Here is a 23,346-nt window from a genome sequence, read left to right on the forward strand (position 1 = left end):
GATTAAGGAATTGGGGATTGGCGATCGCTCACGGCGTCCCATCTCCTCTAGCCCTTCGCCGCTTTACTCGAACTCAAACTGAGGCATCAGCTGGAGCAACCCCAATCCTAAATCTTTACTAGAGAGCGATCGCGCTTCAAATAAAGCCATCATGTCGCCTAGCTGAGGATTTCCCCTAGATGCGCCTTTTAGCCCCCTAGCCACAATCAAGCCGCAGTAGCCTTTGGTTTTCTTACAACGCTGATCCCATTTGAGACGAGCTTCGCTATGAATCGGATCGTCTTCTTGAAATTCACCAAACAGGTACATATTGCCATTTTCTGTTTGGAGAATTCCCAAGTCATAGCGATCGCCTTCAAAAGGATCTTCTCCCGGATTAAAGCAAATTCCCTTCAACCCTCCCGCGCTTTGGATTTGCTCAATCAATTCCTTTGCCTTGGGACGGGAAGTTTGAATCAAAACCACTGGCATTCCCTCTCCCGCCGCGATCGCTTCCTTCGCTTGATAGCAATCAACGGTTTTACGCAGCAACTCTACTTTCTCCCAAGTCATCATCCCCAAGCTGAGGAAAGAATCTTTGGGCACTAAGTCATCCCGCAGGGGCAGCATCATCTCTTCGAGATCGCTGTCTTCCTCCTCTGCCAACCCTGCCACCTCTGCCATGTCAAACAGTTCCGTCGCCACATCGGGAACCGTTGCCACCTTAACGGGAATCGATTTTTGCAGATCCGCCTCTAGCGGCGCGGCGATGCGGTAGCGTTTGCTCAAGGTAGGGAATTTCTCTGCTGCCAGCTGCCGATTGGATGCTCGGAAAAAGCGATGGAGGGCTTCGAGTGCCACGTAAACTGCGATCGCTTCTTCCTCATATAAAAAGGGTCGCATCCCCTCTAACGGATGCACATTTCCGAAATTGGGTTGAATTTCTGAAAGCGGCAAGTCAGCTAAATCAATGCCTTCGTCCTCTTCATCTTCGTCTAAGGAATCTTCAGCCTGCTCGAAGGTGACAAACAAGCAATCTTGCCCTAAAAATGCTTCTTCTAGCTCCTCAAAAGACTCTTTTGCCAAAACCGACGAGCGAAACCGTTTCAGAGAGTCCAGAGAGCGATACAACAAAATGCCGTACTCCATGCCCAGCATCCCCATCACCGAGGCGTACAGCGTCTCCACATCCCACTGGTTTAGCTCAATTGAGATAATCTGGTGATCGGCAAGCAGTTCCCAAGGTGCATCGTCCCAAATCTCATAAGCTTTTTGCACCAGCAACTCGGCATATTCAGGCGGTAGTTTGGGGGGGCGAGTGCTGGTGATTTCTTGGAACCCGCGAAATAGTTCGTCAATCAGGGGCAGTTCTGGTACATAATCAACAGCAATGTCTAGATCCTGAAGAACACCCCGCAGGTAGAACTGAAGTTCTCTGTGTCGGACTACAATTTTCTGAGGACGGGATGGCTTGGCAGGGCTGTGGGGATGTTCCATTGCTCGCAGCAGGGCGCGAACAACGGCTTCCGGCCCAGTCTCGGAAGTCACGACATCCATCGCTCGAACCATTCCTTCGACGCCATCCACCCAAACAATGCATTCGCTGTCTGTCTGAGTATCCGACTCTAAGCTTTGCGCCATCCCAGCAGATAATCGACGGCGATCGCCTTCCCAGACGCTAGGAATTTGTTGTAAAGTTTGCAGCCGACGAGACGTGGAGCGAGTGAGAACAGACATAGACTATGCCAACTGGGGGAACAACACACCGTGCGCTTTGTAGATCCTCATTTTAAATACTAATCGCCTCTCTGCCGTCCTCCTCTAAACTAATGCTTGGCAGTGATGAAAGCACCACAATACAATCCTTGCGCGATCGCTCTATCTAACCCCAACGCCTAATCGTTAACATAAATAATAAAAAGCTTTTCGCTTCGCCGGTCTGCGGTTAAGTTAAGAATCTTCGATAAAATTGACCTAGTGGACTGGCTTCCTCAAGTCGTCTAGATAAAACACCAAATTAGGAGTCGAGAGCGCCATGACACAAGCTACTCAATCGCAAAAACGCGGCATCCAGTTAAGCGAATCTGCCCTCAAACACGTTCTCTCTCTGCGGGAGAAACAAGGCAAGGATCTGTGCCTGCGAGTTGGCGTCCGCCAAGGTGGCTGCTCTGGAATGTCGTACATGATGGATTTTGAAGAGCCTAGTCAAATTCGGGACAATGATGAAGTCTACGACTACGATGGCTTCAAAATTGTCTGCGATCCCAAGAGTATGCTATACCTCTATGGTCTGATGCTGGACTATAGCGATGCCATGATTGGCGGTGGTTTCCAATTTACAAACCCCAATGCTGCTCAAAGCTGTGGCTGCGGTAAGTCATTTGGAGTCTAAGTCATTTGCATTTGGTGTCTAAGTTCAAGCTTGGCTTACAGTTTGTAAAAACTTCTGATTGGAAAGCAGGTATCCCGCCTGCTTTCCAGATAAGGGTGGATTCAACCCCCCATTGCCCCGTAAAATAACGCATCCGGCGAAGAGAGCGTCGCTATCTAGCCCGCCATCCGCTACGCGATCGCTAACATCTTTCATCTTTCAGAAATGACCGAGCCAATTAACGACCTTTTTGACAATGGCCTAGAACGCTATAAAGCGGGAGAAGGCCCGGATACTTTGCTTCCTGTTTTCAAGGATATTTGCGATCGCGCCCCCAAACTTACTGCTGCCTGGATTTGTCTATCCTGGCTGTATCTGTTGGACGATCAAGCCACTCTGGCCTACAAAGCCGCTCAAAAAGCTGTTAAGTTAAATCCCCAAGATCCCCAGGCTCACATTAACCTAGTTCTGGCGATGCTTGAAGAAGGGAAAACCGGCGTCCGGCAACACATTGAAGAAGCTCAGCGCTCTCTGGCGATTAATCCAGAATTACGCCCCGATATCCAAGAAAGTCTTGAGGATGGATTAGCGAGAAAACCCGACTGGAAGGGTTTAAATCGGGTAAAAAACTGGTTGTTTACCTAATTGGAAATTGTCCTCAGAATCCCTAACTTTGAAAGTAAAATATTGAAGAAGTTAGGGCTTTTCAGGATATAATTATTTAATTAAATCTGAATAATATGTTTTAAATAATGAAATATTAGCCGTTAAAAAAAAAGCAAAACTATTCCATTATAAAAATATACCAGTTTTGGGTGAAGAAGAAGAGAAAATAGGTACAATATTTTGTAAATCGCATTAATAAATCATAGTTAGATGCGCCGCTTAGAAACAAAAACAAAGCGCCCTCGCTATACTAATTTGGGATATCTAATCTCACGATCGCCCTGAGATTAGCACCGCATCAATCAATTCTTTTGTTTTAGTTCTTTTTTTTGAGATTTCCTCCATGTTGCCTTCAAGGACACCCTTAATTGGTCTCTCGGCAGATAAATTTCGCCATCCCTTAGATTTAGAAGCGACTAACGCCTTAAAACAACTGCCGGGAATGGATATCCTGGTCAGAAATCTGCTTGGTCCCCTCGCAGAACAGTTTTTTTATTTGGAAAATATAGCGGCGGGCGTCCTCGTAGGCGAACAACAACTGCCTCATCTGCATAAACTACTGTTAGAAGCGTGCCAAATATTAGATTTGGAACCCCCGCAACTGTATGTCCGTTCCTCACCCACGCCAAACGCCTACACCTTTGCCATGCGAGGAAAGCAGCCATTTATTGTGTTGCACACCTCTTTAATCGATTTGCTGACACCCGAAGAGATTCAGGCAGTCATCGCCCACGAACTGGGACACCTAAAATGCGAGCATGGAGTGTACCTGACACCCGTCAATATTATGGTGTTAGCAGCAGGATTAATTCCGACTTGGGGTGCAGCGATCGCTGAAACTTTGAGGGGACAGATGCTACAGTGGCTGCGATGTGCAGAATTTACTTGCGATCGCGCTGCACTTCTCGCCACTCAAGACTCTAAAGTCGTCAGTTCCGTCTTAATGAAACTGGCTGGAGGTTCACCCATTCTTGCGCCGCAGCTGAATCTGGAAGCCTTTTTAGCTCAAGCGAGAGCTTACGACGATATCAGTAAAAATCAGCTGGGTGAAATGCTCAAACAAGCGCAGACAGCCCAACTCAGCCACCCAGTACCCGTCCTGCGGGCGCGGGAAATTGACCGTTGGGCTAGCAGTCAAGAATATCAAGCCTTGCTACAACAGCATTCGATAGGCTATAATAGTGAAGCTAAACCCAAGGGCGGGTGGCGAAATTGGTAGACGCATCAGACTCAAAATCTGACGATCGTGAGATCGTGAGAGTTCGATTCTCTCCCTGCCCACTCTTTACACAAGAGAACGACCATGACTCAACGACTCAAGCGGTGGGAATCTCCCCGCCGAGAGGGACGAAACGACAAAGGGAAAGGTGGCTCCGCTAGGGCGAGACAGATTAGAAAGCAACAGAAGATGTTGCGGAAGAAGCTAAAAGACCAGGGTGAATCTGAAAATAGTAAAGATTCGAGGAGAGGGAAGATTAACTTCCCTCTCTTTTTTTATGCATAATTCCAGTTAAGTTAGACCTTGAGAAATTGGAATCTCAATCCAAAACTCCGCTCCTTGTCCTGGTTTGGAGACACATTTTAAAGTGCCACCGTGCTTTTCCACCACAATTTGATAACTGATGGATAATCCCAGACCTGTACCTTTCCCTACAGGTTTAGTCGTAAAGAAGGGATCAAATAGGCGAGCTTTTACTGGCTCGGTCATCCCTGGGCCGTTATCAGCAATCCGAATCAAAACATAAGGGTCAGGAAGGGATTTCCCACGTCCCACTTCAGTCCGAATGGTAATGATTCTCGGTTCGGGCTGCGTTTCTAGGGCATCAATCCCATTGTTGAGCAGGTTCATAAACACTTGATTGAGCTGTCCCGCGTAGCATTCCACCAGCGGTAGATTGCCATACTCTTTAACAATTTCAATGCTGGGATAGTTGGGGGCGGCTCTCAGTCGGTTTTGCAAGATCAGGAGGGTGCTATCAATCCCTTCATGAATATCCACTGCCTTCATGGCGGCTTCATCCAAGCGCGAGAAATTCCGCAGCGACAGGACAATCTGACGGATGCGGTCTGTCCCCATCTTCATCGAACCTAGGATTTTCGGGAGGTCTTCTACCACAAAATCAAGGTCAATCGCCTCGATTTCATCTTGAATTTCCGGAACTGGATTGGGATAGTGCTGCTTGTAAAGCTGGAGGAGATTCAGTAAATCTTGGCTGTATTGATTTGCGTGGGTGAGGTTGCCGTGGATGAAGTTGACAGGATTGTTGATTTCGTGAGCAACACCAGCAACCATCTGACCGAGGCTGGACATTTTTTCACTTTGAATCAGATGACTTTGAGTTTGTTGCAACTGGTGCAAAGTTTGCTGTAGCTGGTGAGCTTTTTCTTGAGCTTGCTGTGCAGAGTCTTGAGCTTGCGTGTAGAGTTCGGCTTGGAAAAGCGCGATCGCGAGTTGGTCAGTTACCGCTTGCAGCAGTTCCACCTCCGAGCCACTCCAAGACCGAGAACCACGATGATGGATGCAACTGACCACACCAATCTCACCAGAAGGAGCTTGAATTGGCAGCGATAGGATAGCATTGTAGCCCGAAGCACTATAGAGTTCCTGTTCGGCTGGATCGCTGGCGTTTGCAAGATCGTCAACTTGGAGGATTTCCAAGTTGGTGAACTTCTGAGTTAGCGAACTTGCTGGGGCTGGGTATTGACCCAGCAAGCTAGGCAGGGTAGGTATCTTCGCTTCTTTTACCACTTCCCAGACTGGTTGTTCTGCTGATGGTCGATACCAAAGAAACAGGCATCGGTCAATCTGCAACAAATTGCGGATCTCCTGCACAGCCGTTCCTAATATGGTACTGACATCAAGGGAGTTCCTGATATCGCTGGACAAACGGTTGAGCAGTGCCTCGCGTTGAGCGAGTTGTCTAAATCGTGCTTCCGAGTGTCGCAACGCCTCCTCTGCCTGTAGGCGCTTAACACCTAATGCAATCTCGTCCGCTGCAAATTCTAGCGCCCCCAGCGTAGCTTCGGTAAGCGGTTTCCGGGCAAACATGGCGATAACCCCTAATATCTGGTTTTCGATAATCAGGGGATAACCAGCGAAGGAGATCAAGCCCTCTCTTTTTGCCCAATCTTTATCAGCAACACGAGGATCGTCAATCACAGAGTTGGTCAGGTGGGGCTGGCACTCTTGGGCAATTAGGCCGATCTTGAATTGACCAACGGGTACGCGGCTATGAGAGCCATTAAGGTGGGTATACATCCCCGCACTCGCTTGCAACTCCAATACATTCTCCTCTCTGTTAAGCGTCCATAGCCTTGCAAACGCGGCATCGAGATGTTGGACTACAGCCTCGGTGCAGCGTTGCAGTATCACCTGCAAGCGATCGCCCTGAGTCAGCGCAGTGTCTACATCCGCACGAAACGCGGCTAAGCAAGCTTTCTCTGCTAGAGCTTCTTCAGCGGCTTTGCGTTCGGTTACGTCCACACCAATGCCCCAAGTGGTCCAGCCGGGAATGGGGAATCCCTCGGAGATATTCGACCATGCTACTGTTTTGACACTTCCATCTTTAGCTGTGATTTCCCATTCCCAGTTACGGTAGTTATTGCCAAGTTCAGCCCAGATGGTCAGCATTGATGTGCGATAGGCGGGATCTGGATACACCCACTCCAGTGCTTTGGGATTGCCAACAATTTCCGCAGCACTGTAGCCTGCAACCCTTTCGCACTCGCGGTTCCAGACAGTGATGTTTCCGTCTGCATCGAAGGCAGTCATCATAACTGGCATATTCTGAAGAATCTGGCGCAATTGTTCTTCCCGCTGCCGCAACGCCTCCTCTGCCTGTTTGCGATCGCTGATATTTTGCGTCAACGTCATCCCCGCAAAGATTTCTCCCTGCTGGTTGGTGACGGGCAGAATTTGCAACAGATAGGTGCGCTCGCCATAGGGGATTTCAGAAACCGTCATGGCACCAGCTAATGCTGCTTGATACATCGGTTCCACAGTTTCGCAGGTGTCTGGAGGAAAAACCTCCCATAGGGTTTTTCCTTCCATAAGTTCTTTGGAAAGCCCGATGGCGGCTAATTCGCTTCCATCTGCCAGCAGGTAGCGCAAGTCCTTATCAAATAAAGCCACCGAACCGTCGGGGAAATTTCGGGCAAGGGCGCGGTATAGTTCTTCGCTTTGTCGTAGGGCTTCTTCTTGTTGCTTGCGCTGGGTGATGTCTAGTCCTGTTCCAAATAGCTTGATGACCCGACCCTCAGAGTTGATAATCGGTTGCCCTTTGGAGAACATATATCCAATCGAACCATCAGGGCGCAAAGTGCGATTGTCGAATTCGTAGGGCTTGCCTTCAGTAATTGCTAGCTCAACTGCTTTTACAAAAACTTCCCGGTCATCCGGATAAATTTTTTGCACCAACTCTTCGTAAGTCGGTACGGGTTGGTTCGGCTCCATACCCCACACGCGGAATAGTTCCTCCGACCAAGCGATTTCTCCAGTCGCCAGATCGAATTCCCAACTGCCGATATGGGCAATTTTTTGAGCTTCTGCAAGTCTAGTTTCGCTTTGGCGGATGGCTTCCTCTGCCCGCTTAGCAGGAGTGATATCGCGGGCGATCGTAGAGAAAAATTCAACCTCCCCATTTTCTAATTTATGGCTCATCCATACCTGGGAGATAGGAACCTCTCTGCCATCCCGGTGCTGCAACGCTGATTCGCCACTCCAAATACCTTCTCTGACAACAGCCTGCCACCCTTCGTTCAGAATCCCGTCGATGACTGAAGCTGCCATGAAATCGGGGATATACATCGTTGTGATATCCTCATTCTCACCAATTCCTATCATTTGGCGACCGGCCTTGTTGACGTATAAGGCGCGTCCTTCTGCATTGGCGATGCCTACGAAGTCAGGTGTTGCTTCTAAGATTGCGGTCAGTCTTGCCTGAGCTTTTTCTGCCTGTTTACGCTCGGTAATGTCAGAAGTTAAACCATCTATACGAATAGCTTTCCCGGTTTCATCGTAAATCACCCGGCTCTTGTCACGAACCCAACGAACTTCGCCATCGGGTCGGAGAATTCGGTACTCTATGTCACCGCTGCCCTCGACTATAACCTGACGGTTGTATTCAAAGGCGCGATCGCGATCTTCGGGGTGAATGCTATCAAACCACACTTGGGGGTTGTCAAAGAAATCTTGTCTTGGGCGTTGATAAACACTCTCGGTAGCTGGGTTGAGGTAAAGCACTTCAAAGGTGCTGGCTGAAACAGACCACACCACGTCTTTCAGCGAATTTAGAATGCTGTTGAGCCGCGACTCGCTTTCGCTCAGAGCTGCCTCGGCTTGCTTGCGATCTGTGATATCGGTGGACAGACCATCCATGCGGGTAGCAGTACCGTGCTCGTCATAAATCATCCAGGCTCGACTGTAAACCCATCGCACTTCGCCATCGGGTCGGATAATTCGGTACTCCAGTTCACCATTGCCCTCTTGCATAACCCTGTGGTTATAGGCAAGGGCGAGTTCGCGATCTTCTGGATGAATAACCTCCAGCCAGAGGTTGGAGTTGTTGAAGAACTCCGAGTAAGACCGCCCATAAAACTTCTCAGCCACTGGGTTCATAAACAGCGTTTTATAGGTGGTGGCTGAAATAGACCACACCAAATCTTTAAGGCAATTTAGAATACTGTTGAGTCGTAACTCACTCTGTTGTAAAGCCGCTTCTACTTCCTTGCGCTCGGTGATGTCGTGCATCGCCACAACTGCACCTAGTTTTTTTCCCTGAGCATCAACGATCGCTTGTCCACTAGCGAGTAGGGTGCGGATTTTTCCTTGCTTCGGGGCGATGATCATTTCTACTTCCCGAACCGTCTCTCCCCGAAACGCTCTAAACAACGGAATATCTTCCGTTTTCATCAGTGTTTTCCCATCAGGCAGATATAAATCGAAATGTTCAGCCCATTGCTCGGCAGGAAGAGCTTGTTCCGGCAACCCATGAAACTCTTGTGTCGCTCGATTAAATAGCGTTAAAACTCCATTGGCGTCACAAGCGACAATGCCGTCTGCCAAGTTATTGAGCAATGCATTTAAGAATTCTCTTTCTTTGTATAAAGCTTTCTCTGCCCGCTGGCGCTCAGTTATTTCGTCTTCTAGCTGCTGGAGGGTATGCCTTAATTGGGCGGTGCGTTCCTCGACTCGGATTTCGAGGGCTTCATTCGCCTGTTTGAGTGCTGACTCTGCTAACTTGCGATCGCTGATATCAACGAAGGTGACAACAGCCCCTTTGATTTCCTCTCCCTCAAAAATCGGATAAGCCGAATATTCGGCAGCAAAAGCAGCTCCATCCCGCCGCCATAGAACTTCGTTGTCGATTCGGCAACTGTTCCTGTTGCGAACAGCACAAAAAATCGGAGACTCAACACTGGGATAGAAGGAGCCATCGGGGCGACTGTGATGGATTAACTCGTGCATATCCTTGCCCATCACTTCATCCGGCTGGTATCCCAGCATCTGAGCCGCCGCTTTGTTGATGAAGGTACAACGTCCCTGTAAATCTATGCCGTAGATGCCTTCCCCGGTCGATTGCAGCAGCAATTGGATGTGATTAGCTAATTGCGATCGCTCTTGTTCGGTTCGGTGACGTTCGGTGATGTCTTTCATAAAACAGTGATGACCGATAAATCGCTGCTCTTGGTCGTAATCGCAGATCATCACCACTTGCTTATAAAAAATAGAGCCATCTTTACGGATGCCTCTCGTTTCAGCTTCTACCTTGCCATCCACCAACATTTTGTGGTAAGCAGCGATCAGCTTGTCGATCTCTTCCGGATGAACCGTTCGCTGCCATTCCATGCCAATCATTTCTTCAGGTTCGTAACCCGCTGCATTGGCGTAGGCTTTATTAACGGTAACGTAGCGCCCTTGAGTGTCTAGCCGGGAAATTCCTTCGACGGCATTCTCCAAGACAGCTCTTAAATTGAGGAGTTTTTCTTCAGCCGCTTTGCGATCGCTAATGTCACGAGCCACTGCATACAGCAAACCTTCTTCAGTGGAGACCGCAGAAGTCCATAATAGCCATTTATAGGAGCCGTCTTTGCATCGGTAGCGGTTCTCAAAAGAGATTGTTTCCGCGCCTGTAGCAAGCTTCTGCGCTTCGGTGATGGTTGCTTCCCAATCTTCCGGGTGAACCAACTCCATAAACGATTGGCTTAAGAGTTCTTCCTTCGTAAAACCCAGAGTTTTTTCCCAGGCAGGGTTCAGGTGCTTGAAGTAGCCATCAAGTCCGGCGATACAAAGCAGATCCAGCGAGAGATTGAAGAAACCCGCCTCTGCCCACTCGTATCCGTTTAGGCTCTTTCCTTTGTCGCGATTGTGAGTCAACACTTTGGTTTACTTCCTTCGTCTCAGATGGAACTGAACTTAGTTTTCCCATAAACCGAACTAAAAGTTGCCGCGATCGCACACTTAATGAATGTTTAGGGAACAGAGCCGACTTGCCAAATTTTAATGGTTCTGTCAAACCCCCCACTCGCCAGAGTTCGCCCGTCAGGACTAAAGGCAACCGATTTCACCCAATCGGAATGTCCGACCAGCAAAGCAATCAGTTCGCCCGTTCTCAAGTTCCACAAGCGGACTCCATCCTGACTCGCGGTAGCCATAACTTGTCCAGAAGGAGCGATCGCGATCGCCCGAATCCAACCTGTATGCCCTGAAAGGGTGTAAAGCAATCGTCCGCTATTAAAATCCCAGACTTTGATGGTGCGATCGTAGCTGCCACTGATCAGCGTACTTCCATCCGGCGTGAACGCTAAAGTACTGATTGCACCGCTATGTCCCGACAATGAGTCAAGAAATCTTCCATTCTGGAGATCCCAGACCTTAATCGCAGTATCTTTGCCGCCGCTTGCTAGAATCTCCCCATTTGGATTTGGGGCAACTGCATAAGTTTGGTTATCGAAACGCACCAGGTTGTAAATCGGGCGCTGCGTTCTCAAATTCCAGACTCGAATCCCATCCAAAGCACCCGTCACCAGCATTTCACTATCCGAGGTAATCGCCGCTGACAGAATATTACTCGTATGATCCAGAAAAGTCCGAGTATATTTGCCAGTCTTCCAATTCCATAAATTCAGCGAGGAGTCATTGCTACAACTCGCCAAGATTTCTGAATTAGGACTCATGGCAAGGGTCATCACTGCCTGACTATGCGCCCTAAGGCTACCCACTTCTTTCCAACTTCTCACCCACCAAAATTTTATTCTGCCGTCATTATCGCTCCCACCGCTGATCAGAAATTTCCCGTCGGGAGTGAAGGTCAAGGAATCAATTGTCGCGTTGTGACCCTTGAGAGTACGGAGGAGTTTAACGTTTCTCCAAGCTTCAGGAGGCAGGTTTTGGGCTGGGGCAGACGGAACAGCTTCAGCTTCCTGGATTATTGTTTTGGCGGCGGCTGGGAGAGGCTGACTGGTAAGGGCGAAACAATAAAAGCTAAAAGGTAAAAATGCAAAACTCAGAAATTTTTCTTTGTATAAATGCCTTTTTACTTTTGCCTTCCGAGCCGGAGGTTTCATGGTGCTGATTGAATATTGGGGCAGATAGTATGATCGATGTGGTGAGCGGGCGGTCGGTCTTGCCAACCAGAGATTAGCCCTTCTAGCTCGCTCTTGAGGATTTCTAGCGATTCAATTTGGTCTGCGATCGCCTCTACTTTCGCGTGCAAAAGCTGCTTCAAGGCACCGCAGGGTAACTGCCCCCGATCGTGAACTGTTAAAATTTCTTGAATTTCGCTGAGAGTAAGTCCGAGTGCTTGCGATCGCTTGATGAATGCCAGTCGATTAACAATCTCACGATTAAAAAGACGATAGCCGGAAGGTGTCCGCTTCACCGTCGGTGCTAACAGACCAATATCTTCGTAATAGCGAATGGTTTTGACAGGCAGACCACTCCGAGCGGCAACTTCACCGATTTTAAGCCATTCAATTGAAACAGAAGTGCCAATCATGGTTTTCGGAAGCTCCCACCCAAAGGGTTACTGTTTTGGATGGTGTTTGGAGTTACTCAGCATGGGCAGGACAGGACGAGAGGTTGGGGGGGGAAGAAAGTGTTTTGCCGTTTGGGGGACTGGTTCGACTTCTTTCCCCTGCGTTTGCCACCAGCGCAGAGCGATCGCTGCCCCTACTGTCAAGACTCCGAAACTAAACAAACCCCAGCTTTCATCTACGCCGCCAATCACTGCATCTACAGCACCAACGATTACCACAAAGCTGGAAATTGGCTCTTTACGATAGGCTGACTTTAAAAATCTAGGCCACAAAGCATTCATCACGACTTGCTCTATTCCGTTATTCTTTAATCTAATTTCAGGTTATCTCATTCAGGAGTCAGGAGTCAGGCGGCACAAGCCAGAATCATTTTTGGATTCTAAACTTCATCCTTCATCCCACCTTTCGGCAAGGGCAGAACCCTACATCCTGTATCCTGAGACAAATTCTTGTACTTGTTGTGCTAGACCGAGGAAAGCCTGGACGGGTTGCCGATTCCGAAGGACTAGACAAAAGAAGAGCGCTTTTTTATTGCAAGCCCAGCCAGGATAGCACTCCTTGACCCGTGACATATTCAATGAGCACCATTAGCAAAAAGCCGATCATTGCGGCTCGACCATTCAATCGCTCTGCGTAATCATTGAAGCCTAACTTGGGTTCTTCCAGCTTAGGAGTGGTCGTAGGTTGAAGTTGTGTCATGGCTTTGGCAATCCTTGCCCCTTCAGAGGTTTACAATTCGTTATAGATTGTCTTCTATTGTAGAGGTGCTAAGCCTTGAGTCAAGAGCAAAGCAAACACAGTTGCTAATCAACCTCTTTGATCACCATGACTTCGGTCGCCTTGATCAGGGCACTCACTTCATCGCCAACTGAAATTTGCAGATTTTCTGCCGAACGACGAGTAATCACCGCATCAATTAAGTTATCTCCCACCTGAATTGTCACCTCGGCGAGGATATCACCCAGTTGAATCGCAGTCACTTTACCCCTGAGTTGATTCCGTCCGCTAATTTGCATCGTCATATTGGTGTTTCCAAATCCTTTGGATAAGGTAGCCGTCTTGATTGTTGCAGCATTTTTGTGAAGTAATCCGAAAATTTTTGGGACTCCTAAATAAATAAGTAATGATGGGGATCAGGGGCGAGAGAGAGTTTCAGGAATAAAGAGACTTCAGGAGTAAAGGGAGAGGGGAGCGATCGATACCTCATTCGATACCTCATTCCCGATCGGCTGCCCCTCCCGATCGATGCGCGAATTACCCAAACCAAAAACCGTTTTACTTGAGAAGTTGTCAGTCCAATTTCTCACTCGCTCCTTCAGGGAGGTAACTCCCAATGCAACAAGTCACCAGGTGTGGCACCTATAGTCAATTCAATAGATAGCCGAGCAATTTGAGGTATATAAATGGAAATTGGCGTTCCCAAGGAAACCAAAGATCGTGAATTTCGGGTAGGGTTAAGTCCTAGTAGCGTCCGGGTACTCAGTGAAAACGGTCACGCGATTTTTGTAGAATCCGCGGCTGGTAATGGTGCTGGCTTCTCTGATGAAGATTATATTCTTGCCGGGGCAAAAATTGTCCTAGAAGCGAAGGATGCTTGGAACCGAGAACTGGTGGTTAAGGTGAAAGAACCACTGAAGCCAGAGTACCAGTTTCTCCAGAAAGGGCAGATGCTGTTTACTTATTTGCACTTGGCAGCCGATCGGGGGTTGACCGAGCATCTGATTGATTGTGGCGTCAGCGCGATCGCTTACGAAACGGTAGAACTCCCCGATCGAAAATTGCCCCTGCTCACCCCCATGAGCATTATCGCCGGTCGCCTCTCCGTACAGTTCGGGGCACAGTTTTTGGAGCGCCATCAAGGAGGTCGGGGGATTCTTCTGGGCGGTATTCCCGGTGTCAAACCGGGTAACGTGGTGATTTTAGGCGGCGGTGTCGTTGGCACCGAAGCGGCTCGAATGGCGGTAGGCATGGGTGCCCGCGTCCAGATTTTGGATGTGAATGTCGAGCGGTTGGCGTATCTGGAAACCCTCTTTGGCTCCAGAGTTGAGCTGCTCTACAGTAACTCCCTGCAAGTAGAAGCGGTCGTTTCGGAAGCCGATTTACTTGTTGGGGCGGTTTTAGTTCCAGGGCGTCGCGCCCCTATCTTAGTCCCTCGGAAGTTGGTACAAAAAATGCATCCCGGTTCGGTAATTGTCGATGTGGCAGTCGATCAAGGCGGTTGTGTCGAGACGGTGCGACCAACGACCCACACCAATCCTATCTACATCGAGGAAGGCGTCGTCCACTACGGCGTCCCGAATATGCCGGGAGCCGTTCCCTGGACAGCCACTCAGGGACTGAACAACAGCACTTTACCCTACGTCCTGAAGCTGGCGAACCAGGGGATGAAAGCTCTAGAACTCGACCCGGCTTTAGCAAGGGGTATCAACGTGCAGAATCACCGCCTGGTTCATCCTGCCGTCCGCGAAGTGTTTCCCGATTTAGCTGATTAACTGTGACATTACGGGTAAGGAAATAGGCGAGAGGTTGGTAGTGGGGCGATCGCGATCTGTGGCGTTCATGGTACAGCGATCGCCCCCAGCGTCCTCACGGCGTAGGCTGAGATTCACTCACCAAAATTGATTGCTCACTGGCAGGTTCGCCCTTGCTTGGGGGTTCGACTGGCTCACCAAAGGCGATCCGCAGAAACGGTGGAGCCAGAAATGTGGTCAGAATCACCATGATAATAATGGATACCTCTAACGGCTTATCCAGAACCCCACTCGCAGAACCGATTCCGGCAAACACTAGCCCGACTTCACCCCGTGGAATCATGCCAACTCCGATCGCGAGTCGATTAATTCCGGGCTGACCAAACACCGCCCAACCCGTCACTACCTTGCCGAGAATGGCAACTACCATCAAAAATGCGGCAATCAAAATTCCGGCACGATTCTCAGGCACCGTCGGATTCAACACGCCTAGATCGGCTCGCGCTCCCACCGTCACAAAGAAGATGGGTACCAGTAGATCGGCGATCGGTTTTACTAGTTCATCTAACTCATTACGGGCATCAGTTTCATCCAGAACCAAGCCAGCGGCAAAAGCACCCAAAATCGCTTCTAGATGAATCGCGCTGCCCAGAAATGCCATGAAAAAGGCAAAGATAAATGCTGGCATAACCACATTGCCACGGGTTTTGAATTTCTCCACAATCGCATTGAAGGTTTGGTTAAAGATGCCGCCCAACAAAATGGAACCGAGCAGAAACGCTGTTGCACTCACAATCAGGTAGATGACATTAGCAACATCAATCTCACCCGTTTTGGCTAAACTGGCGACAACAGCCAAGACAATGATTCCCAGGACATCATCAATCACCGCCGCACCAACAATGATTTGACCTTCTTTGGATTTAAGCTGTCCTAACTCAGACAACACTTTGGACGTAATTCCGATGCTGGTTGCCGTCAAAGCAGCGCCTGCAAAAATTGCTGGAATTGCAGGTGTGTGAAAGAACATCATCAAGCCAGCGGTACCAGCGGCAAACGGAACTGCCACCCCCACGCAGGCGACTATCGCAGCTTGAGAACCCACTTCTTTGAGTTGTTTGAGATCCGATTCCAGACCAATTTCAAATAGCAGAATAATCACGCCCAATTCAGCCAGCACTGAAATGACTTCACTCTGGGACTCATATACGCTCGTGAGGGCTGCGGGAGACAGATGATTAATCCATTGCAGCACGGTCATCACCGCTGAATCTGAGGCTGACAGTCCACTTTCGGGAAAGACGATCAGGTGTAAAGCAGATACCCCGACAATCACCCCTGCCACCAGTTCACCCAGAACGGGTGGAAAATCAAATTGTTTAGCGAGTTCCGCGCCGAGTTTACTGGCGATATAAATCACGACTAAACTCAGCAGAACTCCAGCCAGAACAATCGGTGAATTTTCTGCCTCTACCGTTGCTAACAAGGGCATGGGAGCAATCAGAGATGCCATCCCAGAACTTAAAGCTGTCATTGTATGGTTCAAAAACATGGGTTAGGTTTTGGTGGTAAAAATGAATCAAACCTTATTTGAATGAGAGGCAATTGATTGCCAGCTAGTTTTCTGACGCATTAGATCGCCTCGATTCATCAAACCTCCAAACAGGTGAATTAGGCAACTATCTCTTTGCGGTAAACCAGATCAACCGCTTGACGCAGGGCTTCAGTGCGATCGCTTAAGATATGCTCTCGGGTCACTAGATCGAACAGTCCTAACTTTTGCAAGCGGCGCTGAATTTTCTCGCTGGCACCGACTATGTAAACCTGTAACCCCTTATCGTGGGCATCGCGAATCGCGTTTTCAATCGCCAGCGAAGCCGTTACCCCTAGCAAGGGCACATCGCTAAGATCCATCACCAACGCATCGGCTTCCTTCATGGCATTGTGTTCCCGTGCGATCGCTTTCGACAAGCCAAAAATCATTGGACCAGTCAGGTAAAACAGCAAGACACGTCCGTTGCCTTTATCCAGCAGTTGCTTCTGTTCATTGGTCAACCGCGCATCGTCATCCGTATCGGTAATCAACTTGACTTCCTTGGATTGCAAATTGCTCAACCGTTCAATAGTGAGGATATTGGCAATAAATACACCAACACCCACTGCCACGATCAGATCCACAAACACTGTCAAGAACAACACCCCGTACATGATCGGGGAACCCTTGAGGGATCGCTGGTGCGATCGCTTCAGGGAAACTCCAGTCGAGAATATCAATCCCGACCCTAAGGGCAATCCCCGTTAACACTGCCATCGAAATCGGTTCGGTAAGTCTGGCAGCCCCCAAAACTACAACCAGCAGCACCAACGCCCGTGTTAAACCTGATAACGCTGAGGTGGCAACGAAAGGATTTTAGGTCAACCTACTTCAAAGGCGATCGCTCCTCAAATCATTGAGTAAATCACCCATAACCTCAAAGGATTTTTCATTAGGGGAGCATCATGACTAGGGAGAATAGGCGATCTCCTATTCTCAAACTCTGCCAAGCATCCGTCAACCACTATCTAAATTGATAGGTTATGGCTTTTTTGGATAGGCGATCGCAGAGTGAGACAATTGAATGAGTGGAAGATGAGTGGAAAATTTCAGTTCATGCCTGCAAAACCCTCTGAGCCATATCAACCTTTTCTTCTCCGTATTCTGCATGGCTTTACTGGTCTTTTCGTAATTGCTGCGATTTTGACCGCTTTCTGGACATACGATGTCTACGATGGGCGATGGGGAAGAATTCCCTTGCCAGAGTTAAAGGAAATAGAAGGAATTCATGGCACGTTTGGGCTATATGCCTTACTTGTATTTCCTCTATTTGCTCTATATGCTTTCCATCGTGGACACAAAAGACTTATCCAGCAGGATTTTGTGGCAAAACTTGGACAGTTGGGTAAACCTGTATGGTGGTACACGCTGCATCGAGTTATTAACACCCTTGCTATCTTGGCACTGACTTTTGCCGTTTTCTCTGGCAAGATGATGGATGAAAATTGGTTGCCAAGGGGAGAGCTTAATCATGGTTGGTATTATGCTCACCTCATTTCATGGGTAGTGATGGTTGTCTGTATCGCCTTGCATCTCTTAATGAGTGCCAAGGTAGGAGGAATTCCCCTTCTCTTGTCAATATTAAGTTACCAGTTCCGCCCTAAAGATAGTCCCACTTTGTGGCGAGAAAATATTCTTCAATGGTGGTCTGGTTGGCAACCGACTTTTGCTAAAGAGTGGTTGAAACTGTCCTTTCCTCTCAAAGTTTTAGAGATTCTCGTGTTGATGAGCCTAACTGCTGCTTGGATTGTTCCACTCTTTAAGTAGCTGCATAATCTCTTACAACAATCCCCGATAATGAATAAAAACCAAAACAGCCGCCCAAGAACCCAACGCGACTTTTACTGCAACTAGGATGTTGAGCAGGGGGATAACCCCGCCGCTGAAAAGTGCGCCCAACTCTCCGTGCGGTAATTCATATCCGGCTAGAGTGATAACTGACAGGACAATGAAAATAAGAACCGAAACCTTCTCCCATGTAGCGGCGTGCCAGCGCTTGTAGATTTCCTGCATCCACTCCGTTGATGAGGTAATTGCAACAAGTCCGATCGCCGTTCCGCCCGCAACTCCAGCCGCAAAACCACCGCCCGGACTCAGATGCCCGCGAATCGCCAGTTCGATACCCACCAACGCAGCAATGGTCGCTCCCAGACGCCCCATAATAATCGAGGGTTGATCGGTGAACTGATAGATCGCGCAGAACGGCCTCTCATTCGCCAGTAGATAATGGGCACCCATTACCGCGATCGTAAATACCACTACTTCAAAGATCGTGTCATACAGCCGATTCCTGAGAATGACAGCCGTAACTGCATTAGGTACTCCACTCTCTTGTACAAGCGTTTGGACGATCGAGAACGATAAGTCCGGTGCCGGATTGGGCATGACAAGGAATTTGACGAACAGCGCTATCCCCGCTGCAATGTAGACCCATTTCATTTCTGTTCCTCCCCTAAGTCTGATGCATTTACATAAGTTAGGTTTGTTGCTGGTGACGAAAGTTCGGTTCGCATGATGTCATAGAGGCGTCGAACCCTAGTTGTGGTGTGATAGGGTTCTTGTTCGTCCTCACTCGCTACAAAGTCTTGATTATCGTAGTCTCGTCTGGCACAGGTCGCATGGACTTCTTTTTCCATCAGTGCCCGGTGCAAAGCCTGCGTATTCGTGTACGGGATTACCTCAAGACGCATATAGTGTTTGCCGAAAATTGTTCGTAAGTCATCCATCAGTTGCCCTAAATGGGACTCGTCATCTGTCTTGATCGCCCCGTCTTCGAGTACACCCAGACGCATCACCAGCGATGAACGCACCGCGATCGCATAAAGTGTAATCGCGAGCAGAGTACCCATCAAGGCTTGGGTCAAAGCAACATCCGCCGCCCCCAAAACCGCAAATACCAATGTTGCTACCGCTCCCGATATTCCCTGGATTACCAGGGCATGGTATGGATTGGTCTGAAGTATTAGCATGAGTGCGGACAACGGCATCAGGGCGGTTATGACATAGATATAGCTATCATTCATGATTGATTTCCTCCACTGCTGGAACCGTATGCCAACACATACCCCAGCACTGTATTCCAGATTGCTAATGTGATAATGCCAAGGATGAGCAACGGCCATTCGCTAGGTACTTTCGGAAGGAGCAGTCCGACCATGATGAGCATGCTCCCTAGCGTATCTGCAACCGAAAGAGTATGCAGCTTGAATAATACCGAGCGATCGCCGATTAGGGGGAAGGTTCCCCAAAACCAGAAGAAAATTCCGATACCGATACAGGCGTAACTAAGTGCGGTAATCATACTTGATTCAGTCGTTTAAGGATTTGTGCCAACAACATTAATCCGGCATTACCCACACTCAGGATGATGACTCCTACAACACCGAGCATCCAATCATCTCGTAAGACCGATACAACCAGGAGTATGATGGATGTCTTGCTGGCGACACTGGAAAATGCCAACATTTTTTGCCAAATATCATCATCCTGCCAAGCCTCGTACATGGGTATGAGCATAGCCAGAATCATCGCAACCAGTGCCCAGTTCAGTGCCAAGTTCATGCTTTTCTCCTCCGTCGCACCCAGTGGACTTCGTACCAGCCATTTTCGTGGTACTTCAAGACAATGGTTTTGGGCGTAAAGGTGATCAGAAATATATCCAGGAAGATGAGTCCAGGTGTCCGTCCAGGTTTGACTTGTTCCATCGTCACATCTTCGTAATTATGGGGACGGAGGATCATTTCAAAGGCTTCCTTATATGCCTGCGGAATCGCCACGAGCGTTTCCCACAGCGCCCGCAGCCAGTCCTTCAATCGTCCTGGGGCTTTGGGGCGTCCCGGTAAAAGGAGTGCGATGCTGATACCAATGATGATATTTGCCGGACTCAGATTAGCAGTTAGCAAAAACCAGATGGCCAGTCGCAATATCAGATTCAAATACCCAATCATGGCAACACCATCCAAAAGAGCAGGATTAACATGAGACTCATCCCACCGATCAGATGCTCAAATTGCTCCATAACACGGGGCAGCTTGAGTACGGATCGTTTGAAAATCAACAGATACGCCAACCAACCAATGCCTATGGTTGCCAGTGGTTTCACGATATTCTCAAGGCTATACGCCTCGTAATAGACAACGTTTGCCGCAAACAAGCCACCGAGTAGCAGGCTCACTGCTGGCCAGAAACCAGGCTTTACTACATCCTCGCCGTCCGGTTTATGCGGCAAGAATATGAATTTGGCAAACGAGATAGCTGTTCCCAACGCCGCAACATTCATGGCGATCGCTTGCCAGGGCAGAAGATTTTTCGTCGTTAACACCTTCGCCCCAAAGCCGGACAACAAGGGAAAGCCTGAGATCGAGAAGCTGGCGATGACCAGAGCAATCCAGACGGTTGTATTGATCGGCTTATGTTGCAGTTCCTTGAAGTTGCGGCTTGGTAAAGCACCCGCAATCAGGAAGAGTGCCGATTTGACCAGTCCGTGAGTCAGTGCATAAAAGCCACCTACGACTGGCGCAGCGAGGATAAAGCCTAACTGCGAAACCGTATGAAACGCCAGCATCCGCTTGGCATCCTTTTCAAAGACAGCATAGAACACGCCTAGCAGGGCTGTCCCAACTCCGAAAATCCGGATGAGTGGATCGAGTTCATCCACCATCAGCGCACAACGCACTAGCGGATAGACTCCAGCTTTGACCACAACTCCCGACAGCAACGCCGATACTGGTGTCTCCGATTCGGAGTGGGTCAACGGTAGCCACAATCCCGATACAAAGATTCCCCCTTTAATCAAGAGTCCCAGAAATACAAGGGCAAGCGCCTCCGGTGGTGCCCCGCGCAAAGCTGCAAAACTAAACGAATGATTGGTCTGATAGGCAAGCACCGCACCCACCAGATAAAACAGCATTGCCGTGTTGCTGATAAACAGATAGCGCAAGCCAACCCAAATCGAGCGATCGGTGCGGGTATAGGTAATCAAGAGAAATGCGGCAATCCCGCTCACCTCTAACGCCACGTATAAACTGATAAAGTCGGCACAGGCGAACGCGGCATTGAGGCTGCCATGCAAAATGATGGCTTGTGCATAAAAGAAAGTCGTCTTATCGCTTTGCCAACAGTAGAGGATGACTGCGGCTGTTACCAGCGCATTGGTCAAGATAAAGTAGCCGCTTAACTGATCGACTATTAATGTGACGCTGAAATGATCTAGTAACTCTAGTTTCAGGGGCGACTGTTCGACAAATAGCTGCAACGCATATGCAGCCGAAGCAAAAGCTGTAAACAGTGCAAGGGTTTTGTCAAGTTTGGGGAACAGATAGATGGTGAACCCCAAGAAAAACGGTAGTGCGATCCATGCAAGGGTAATGGTATTCATGGGGTATTGCTCTTCTCGATCTCGTTGGTTTCCAGGGTGGGATTATCCCGTGCCAACTTCATGACACCGACCAGCATTAAGCACTGAATCGAAAAGCCAATCACAATCCCTGTCAAGATGACCGCTTGAGGAACCGGATCGGCGTAAGCCCCATTTGCCGCGTCTGAAATAATGGGCGTGAATAAACCATCTCGCGATGCAATCAGCACGTAATAGGCGATAACCCCTGTACTCATGACATCCATAGAGATGATCTTCATAACTAGGTTCTTTTTAAGGATGATGCCGAGAAATCCGCACAAGATTGTTGCGAAGACAAATGCTTCTAACACGGGAATTGCCTATGAGTAAATGCCTGTTAAATGGTGCTAAAAGATATATAGCACTTTTTAATAGTGCCGGAAAGTATTGACACTATTGAAAAGTGCCAGGGTAAACTATAGACTCATGCCACACTAACTTGTTGGTTTGAGCTTGCGATCGGGTAGGATAAAACACGCAGCAATAGCGGTATGACAGAATCGATTGGCAAATCAATGCTTAACCTCAGCCCTGGCTCGTCCACCGATACAGGTGGCGGCTTGCCAACGAGTCAAGGCCTGCTGCCAGAAGGTTTCTACACTTGGGAGCGGGACGCTAAAGCCGTGAATCTTGTGGATTTATCAGCACCGTTTCAATTAGTTGGGCGGCAAGGGCAATTCCAGCGAATTACGCAGGTTTTAGCGCGTGATGGCGACCTGCTAATTACTGGAGTGCCGGGAAGCGGACGGCGGACTCTGGTACGGCGGGCAGCTCAGGAAGTTGGAGTTAAAATCGTGGAGGTTGACTGCATCCGGGTTACTGATGGTCAGCGCTTCGTGCAATTGCTGTGCGAGAGTATAGATCAGACGTTTCAAAGTGCAACGGCTCAAGCTTTCATCAGAGAGTGGATTGAACGCAAGGCATCTGAATTATTTGTCCTGAAAGATGAAGCAAGTGGCAGGCAGCGACTGAAACCCGTTCGCGCAGAGAATAAAGAGCAGCTTTGGCAAGCATTTGAAGCATTACTTTATCTCCTGCAACAGTTAGCGGAGTCTTCGGGGAAACGGGTGGTGCTGATTTTGGAAAGCTTCCCCCACATTCGCTCTTGGGATCGCAATGGAATGTGGGAAACGTTTTTGAGGAACGAGATTCAGCGTCAGACTCAGGTGAGTTATGTATTAATCGCCACGATCGCAGAAACTAGTCTTCATCCTGATGAACCAGGCAACAGCTTGGAAACCATGCAGTTGGCTCCCTTATCGGACGATGTTGTCGCTGCCTGGGTTCAGGCAGTTTTGCATGGCGAAGGGCTGACTTTCGATCCGCGATCGCAAGCGCTGGAACTCTTTGTCAATGCGGTGCAGGGACACTTAGGCGATGCTTCGGCACTGGTGCGACGCCTCAAGTCGGTACGAGTTTCTGACGGGCTAATTCGCGATTGGCACGTCCAGCAGGCAATCCAAGAACTACTAGCCGACCTATCGATGGTCTTCGAGTCATTACTGATGCTGCTTCCAGCTAACCAGACGCATCTGTTGGAGTCTCTGGCGTTAGATCCCACTGACAAGCCGCAAAGTCGAGATTACATTCACAAGCATTGCCTGTCTAGAGGGGGGAGTCTTCAAGGTGCGATCGCGGGATTGCAGCACAAAGGCTTGATTTACGGCTCCGAACAAGGCTATCGACTGGCTCTGCCTCTGTTTGCTTTGTGGCTTCGCCAGCGCTTGAGTTGATACCAAAGTGTGTGGGAGCGATCGCTTAAGGGGGTAGTCAAGATGTCAGGTGACTGAATGCTATATTCAGCCTATCAACGCCTATCTGTGAAGGTAGC

24 protein-coding genes, 1 tRNA gene and 1 pseudogene are annotated in these 23,346 nt (G+C 48.9%); 8 read left to right on the forward strand and 18 right to left on the reverse strand.

What is annotated here, in order from left to right; translation table 11 throughout:
• Positions 1-63 precede the first annotated feature (63 nt).
• Positions 64-1,716: a hypothetical protein gene (locus NC994_RS10540; RefSeq protein WP_190435102.1), complete on the reverse strand. Its 1,653-nt coding sequence runs from the start codon at positions 1,714-1,716 to the stop codon at positions 64-66.
• A gap of 298 nt (positions 1,717-2,014) precedes the next feature.
• Between NC994_RS10540 and NC994_RS10545 the strand changes: the two genes are divergently transcribed.
• Positions 2,015-2,371: an iron-sulfur cluster assembly accessory protein gene (locus NC994_RS10545; protein WP_190410960.1), complete on the forward strand. Its 357-nt coding sequence runs from the start codon at positions 2,015-2,017 to the stop codon at positions 2,369-2,371.
• A 24-nt stretch (positions 2,372-2,395) separates the two neighbouring features.
• On the opposite strand, the gene NC994_RS10550 is transcribed toward NC994_RS10545, so the two are convergent.
• The gene (locus NC994_RS10550) at positions 2,396-2,566 is read right to left on the reverse strand and encodes a hypothetical protein (protein WP_190435105.1); all 171 of its coding nucleotides are present in this window, start codon (positions 2,564-2,566) and stop codon (positions 2,396-2,398) included.
• Between the two features lie 9 nt (positions 2,567-2,575).
• Between NC994_RS10550 and NC994_RS10555 the strand changes: the two genes are divergently transcribed.
• The 4 genes from NC994_RS10555 (at position 2,576) to NC994_RS10570 (ending at position 4,520) form a co-directional block, all read left to right on the forward strand.
• Positions 2,576-2,995, forward strand: a complete 420-nt coding sequence (locus tag NC994_RS10555) for a hypothetical protein (protein ID WP_190435108.1) — start codon at positions 2,576-2,578, stop codon at positions 2,993-2,995.
• 364 nt (positions 2,996-3,359) lie between these two features.
• A complete protein-coding gene (locus tag NC994_RS10560) occupies positions 3,360-4,235 on the forward strand; it encodes a M48 family metallopeptidase (RefSeq protein ID WP_190426626.1) in 876 nt (291 codons plus the stop codon).
• Positions 4,214-4,297 (forward strand) — tRNA-Leu (locus tag NC994_RS10565). The genes NC994_RS10560 and NC994_RS10565 overlap by 22 nt, the downstream gene beginning before the upstream one ends.
• A gap of 22 nt (positions 4,298-4,319) precedes the next feature.
• Complete coding sequence (locus tag NC994_RS10570; protein WP_190426623.1) at positions 4,320-4,520, forward strand: hypothetical protein; 201 nt, start codon at positions 4,320-4,322, stop codon at positions 4,518-4,520.
• Between the two features lie 6 nt (positions 4,521-4,526).
• Here the strand turns inward: NC994_RS10570 and NC994_RS10575 are convergent, their stop codons facing one another.
• From NC994_RS10575 to NC994_RS10600, 6 genes are all read right to left on the reverse strand, one after another.
• On the reverse strand, positions 4,527-10,394 hold the full coding sequence (locus NC994_RS10575) for a PAS domain S-box protein (protein ID WP_190435112.1): 5,868 nt from the start codon (positions 10,392-10,394) through the stop codon (positions 4,527-4,529).
• Positions 10,395-10,486: 92 nt separating this feature from the next.
• The gene (locus NC994_RS10580; RefSeq protein WP_190435115.1) at positions 10,487-11,581 is read right to left on the reverse strand and encodes a WD40 repeat domain-containing protein; all 1,095 of its coding nucleotides are present in this window, start codon (positions 11,579-11,581) and stop codon (positions 10,487-10,489) included.
• Complete coding sequence (locus NC994_RS10585) at positions 11,578-12,012, reverse strand: heavy metal-responsive transcriptional regulator (protein ID WP_190435118.1); 435 nt, start codon at positions 12,010-12,012, stop codon at positions 11,578-11,580. Before NC994_RS10585 ends, NC994_RS10580 begins: the two co-directional genes overlap by 4 nt.
• A gap of 27 nt (positions 12,013-12,039) precedes the next feature.
• Entirely contained in the window at positions 12,040-12,333 is a 294-nt protein-coding gene (locus NC994_RS10590; RefSeq protein WP_190435121.1) for a hypothetical protein, read from the reverse strand.
• Between the two features lie 247 nt (positions 12,334-12,580).
• Complete coding sequence (locus tag NC994_RS10595) at positions 12,581-12,751, reverse strand: hypothetical protein (protein ID WP_190410951.1); 171 nt, start codon at positions 12,749-12,751, stop codon at positions 12,581-12,583.
• A gap of 104 nt (positions 12,752-12,855) precedes the next feature.
• A complete protein-coding gene (locus NC994_RS10600; RefSeq protein WP_190410950.1) occupies positions 12,856-13,074 on the reverse strand; it encodes a TOBE domain-containing protein in 219 nt (72 codons plus the stop codon).
• A gap of 381 nt (positions 13,075-13,455) precedes the next feature.
• On the opposite strand from NC994_RS10600, the gene ald reads away from it, so the two are divergent.
• The gene (gene ald, locus NC994_RS10605) at positions 13,456-14,544 is read left to right on the forward strand and encodes an alanine dehydrogenase (protein ID WP_190435124.1); all 1,089 of its coding nucleotides are present in this window, start codon (positions 13,456-13,458) and stop codon (positions 14,542-14,544) included.
• On the opposite strand, the gene NC994_RS10610 is transcribed toward ald, so the two are convergent.
• From NC994_RS10610 to NC994_RS10620, 3 genes and pseudogenes are all read right to left on the reverse strand, one after another.
• Positions 14,533-14,661 carry a hypothetical protein gene (locus NC994_RS10610; RefSeq protein WP_277878942.1) on the reverse strand — a complete coding sequence of 43 codons (129 nt, stop codon included), beginning with the start codon at positions 14,659-14,661 and terminating at the stop codon, positions 14,533-14,535. The two genes, ald and NC994_RS10610, sit on opposite strands and share 12 nt — an antisense overlap.
• On the reverse strand, positions 14,639-16,075 hold the full coding sequence (locus tag NC994_RS10615; RefSeq protein ID WP_190426611.1) for a cation:proton antiporter: 1,437 nt from the start codon (positions 16,073-16,075) through the stop codon (positions 14,639-14,641). The genes NC994_RS10610 and NC994_RS10615 overlap by 23 nt, the downstream gene beginning before the upstream one ends.
• A gap of 119 nt (positions 16,076-16,194) precedes the next feature.
• Positions 16,195-16,921 (reverse strand): annotated as a pseudogene (locus NC994_RS10620) (STAS domain-containing protein); the annotation flags it as partial.
• A gap of 252 nt (positions 16,922-17,173) precedes the next feature.
• Between NC994_RS10620 and NC994_RS10625 the strand changes: the two are divergent.
• Positions 17,174-17,884: a cytochrome b/b6 domain-containing protein gene (locus NC994_RS10625; RefSeq protein WP_190435126.1), complete on the forward strand. Its 711-nt coding sequence runs from the start codon at positions 17,174-17,176 to the stop codon at positions 17,882-17,884.
• A gap of 12 nt (positions 17,885-17,896) precedes the next feature.
• Here the strand turns inward: NC994_RS10625 and NC994_RS10630 are convergent, their stop codons facing one another.
• Genes NC994_RS10630 through NC994_RS10660 form a run of 7 tightly spaced genes read right to left on the reverse strand, consistent with a single transcriptional unit; the run spans position 17,897 to position 21,826 of the window.
• On the reverse strand, positions 17,897-18,556 hold the full coding sequence (locus NC994_RS10630) for a Na(+)/H(+) antiporter subunit B (RefSeq protein WP_190435129.1): 660 nt from the start codon (positions 18,554-18,556) through the stop codon (positions 17,897-17,899).
• Entirely contained in the window at positions 18,553-19,140 is a 588-nt protein-coding gene (locus tag NC994_RS10635; protein ID WP_190435132.1) for a DUF4040 domain-containing protein, read from the reverse strand. Before NC994_RS10635 ends, NC994_RS10630 begins: the two co-directional genes overlap by 4 nt.
• The gene (locus NC994_RS10640) at positions 19,137-19,418 is read right to left on the reverse strand and encodes a monovalent cation/H(+) antiporter subunit G (RefSeq protein WP_190435135.1); all 282 of its coding nucleotides are present in this window, start codon (positions 19,416-19,418) and stop codon (positions 19,137-19,139) included. Before NC994_RS10640 ends, NC994_RS10635 begins: the two co-directional genes overlap by 4 nt.
• Positions 19,415-19,666: a hypothetical protein gene (locus tag NC994_RS10645; protein ID WP_190435332.1), complete on the reverse strand. Its 252-nt coding sequence runs from the start codon at positions 19,664-19,666 to the stop codon at positions 19,415-19,417. Before NC994_RS10645 ends, NC994_RS10640 begins: the two co-directional genes overlap by 4 nt.
• 8 nt (positions 19,667-19,674) lie before the next feature.
• Positions 19,675-20,064, reverse strand: coding sequence for a Na+/H+ antiporter subunit E (locus tag NC994_RS10650; protein WP_190435138.1), 390 nt, complete (start codon positions 20,062-20,064; stop codon positions 19,675-19,677).
• Entirely contained in the window at positions 20,061-21,494 is a 1,434-nt protein-coding gene (locus tag NC994_RS10655; RefSeq protein ID WP_190435141.1) for a cation:proton antiporter, read from the reverse strand. Before NC994_RS10655 ends, NC994_RS10650 begins: the two co-directional genes overlap by 4 nt.
• Positions 21,491-21,826 (reverse strand): NADH-quinone oxidoreductase subunit K, encoded by a 336-nt coding sequence (locus NC994_RS10660; protein WP_190435144.1) that lies wholly within the window; start codon positions 21,824-21,826, stop codon positions 21,491-21,493. The genes NC994_RS10655 and NC994_RS10660 overlap by 4 nt, the downstream gene beginning before the upstream one ends.
• 312 nt (positions 21,827-22,138) lie before the next feature.
• Here NC994_RS10660 and NC994_RS10665 point away from each other — a divergent pair, with 312 nt between their 5' ends.
• Entirely contained in the window at positions 22,139-23,248 is a 1,110-nt protein-coding gene (locus tag NC994_RS10665; RefSeq protein WP_347276549.1) for an AAA family ATPase, read from the forward strand.
• Positions 23,249-23,346: the final 98 nt, after the last annotated feature.

Source organism: Trichocoleus sp. AS-A1 (assembly GCF_039962015.1).
GTDB lineage: Bacteria > Cyanobacteriota > Cyanobacteriia > Cyanobacteriales > FACHB-T130 > FACHB-T130.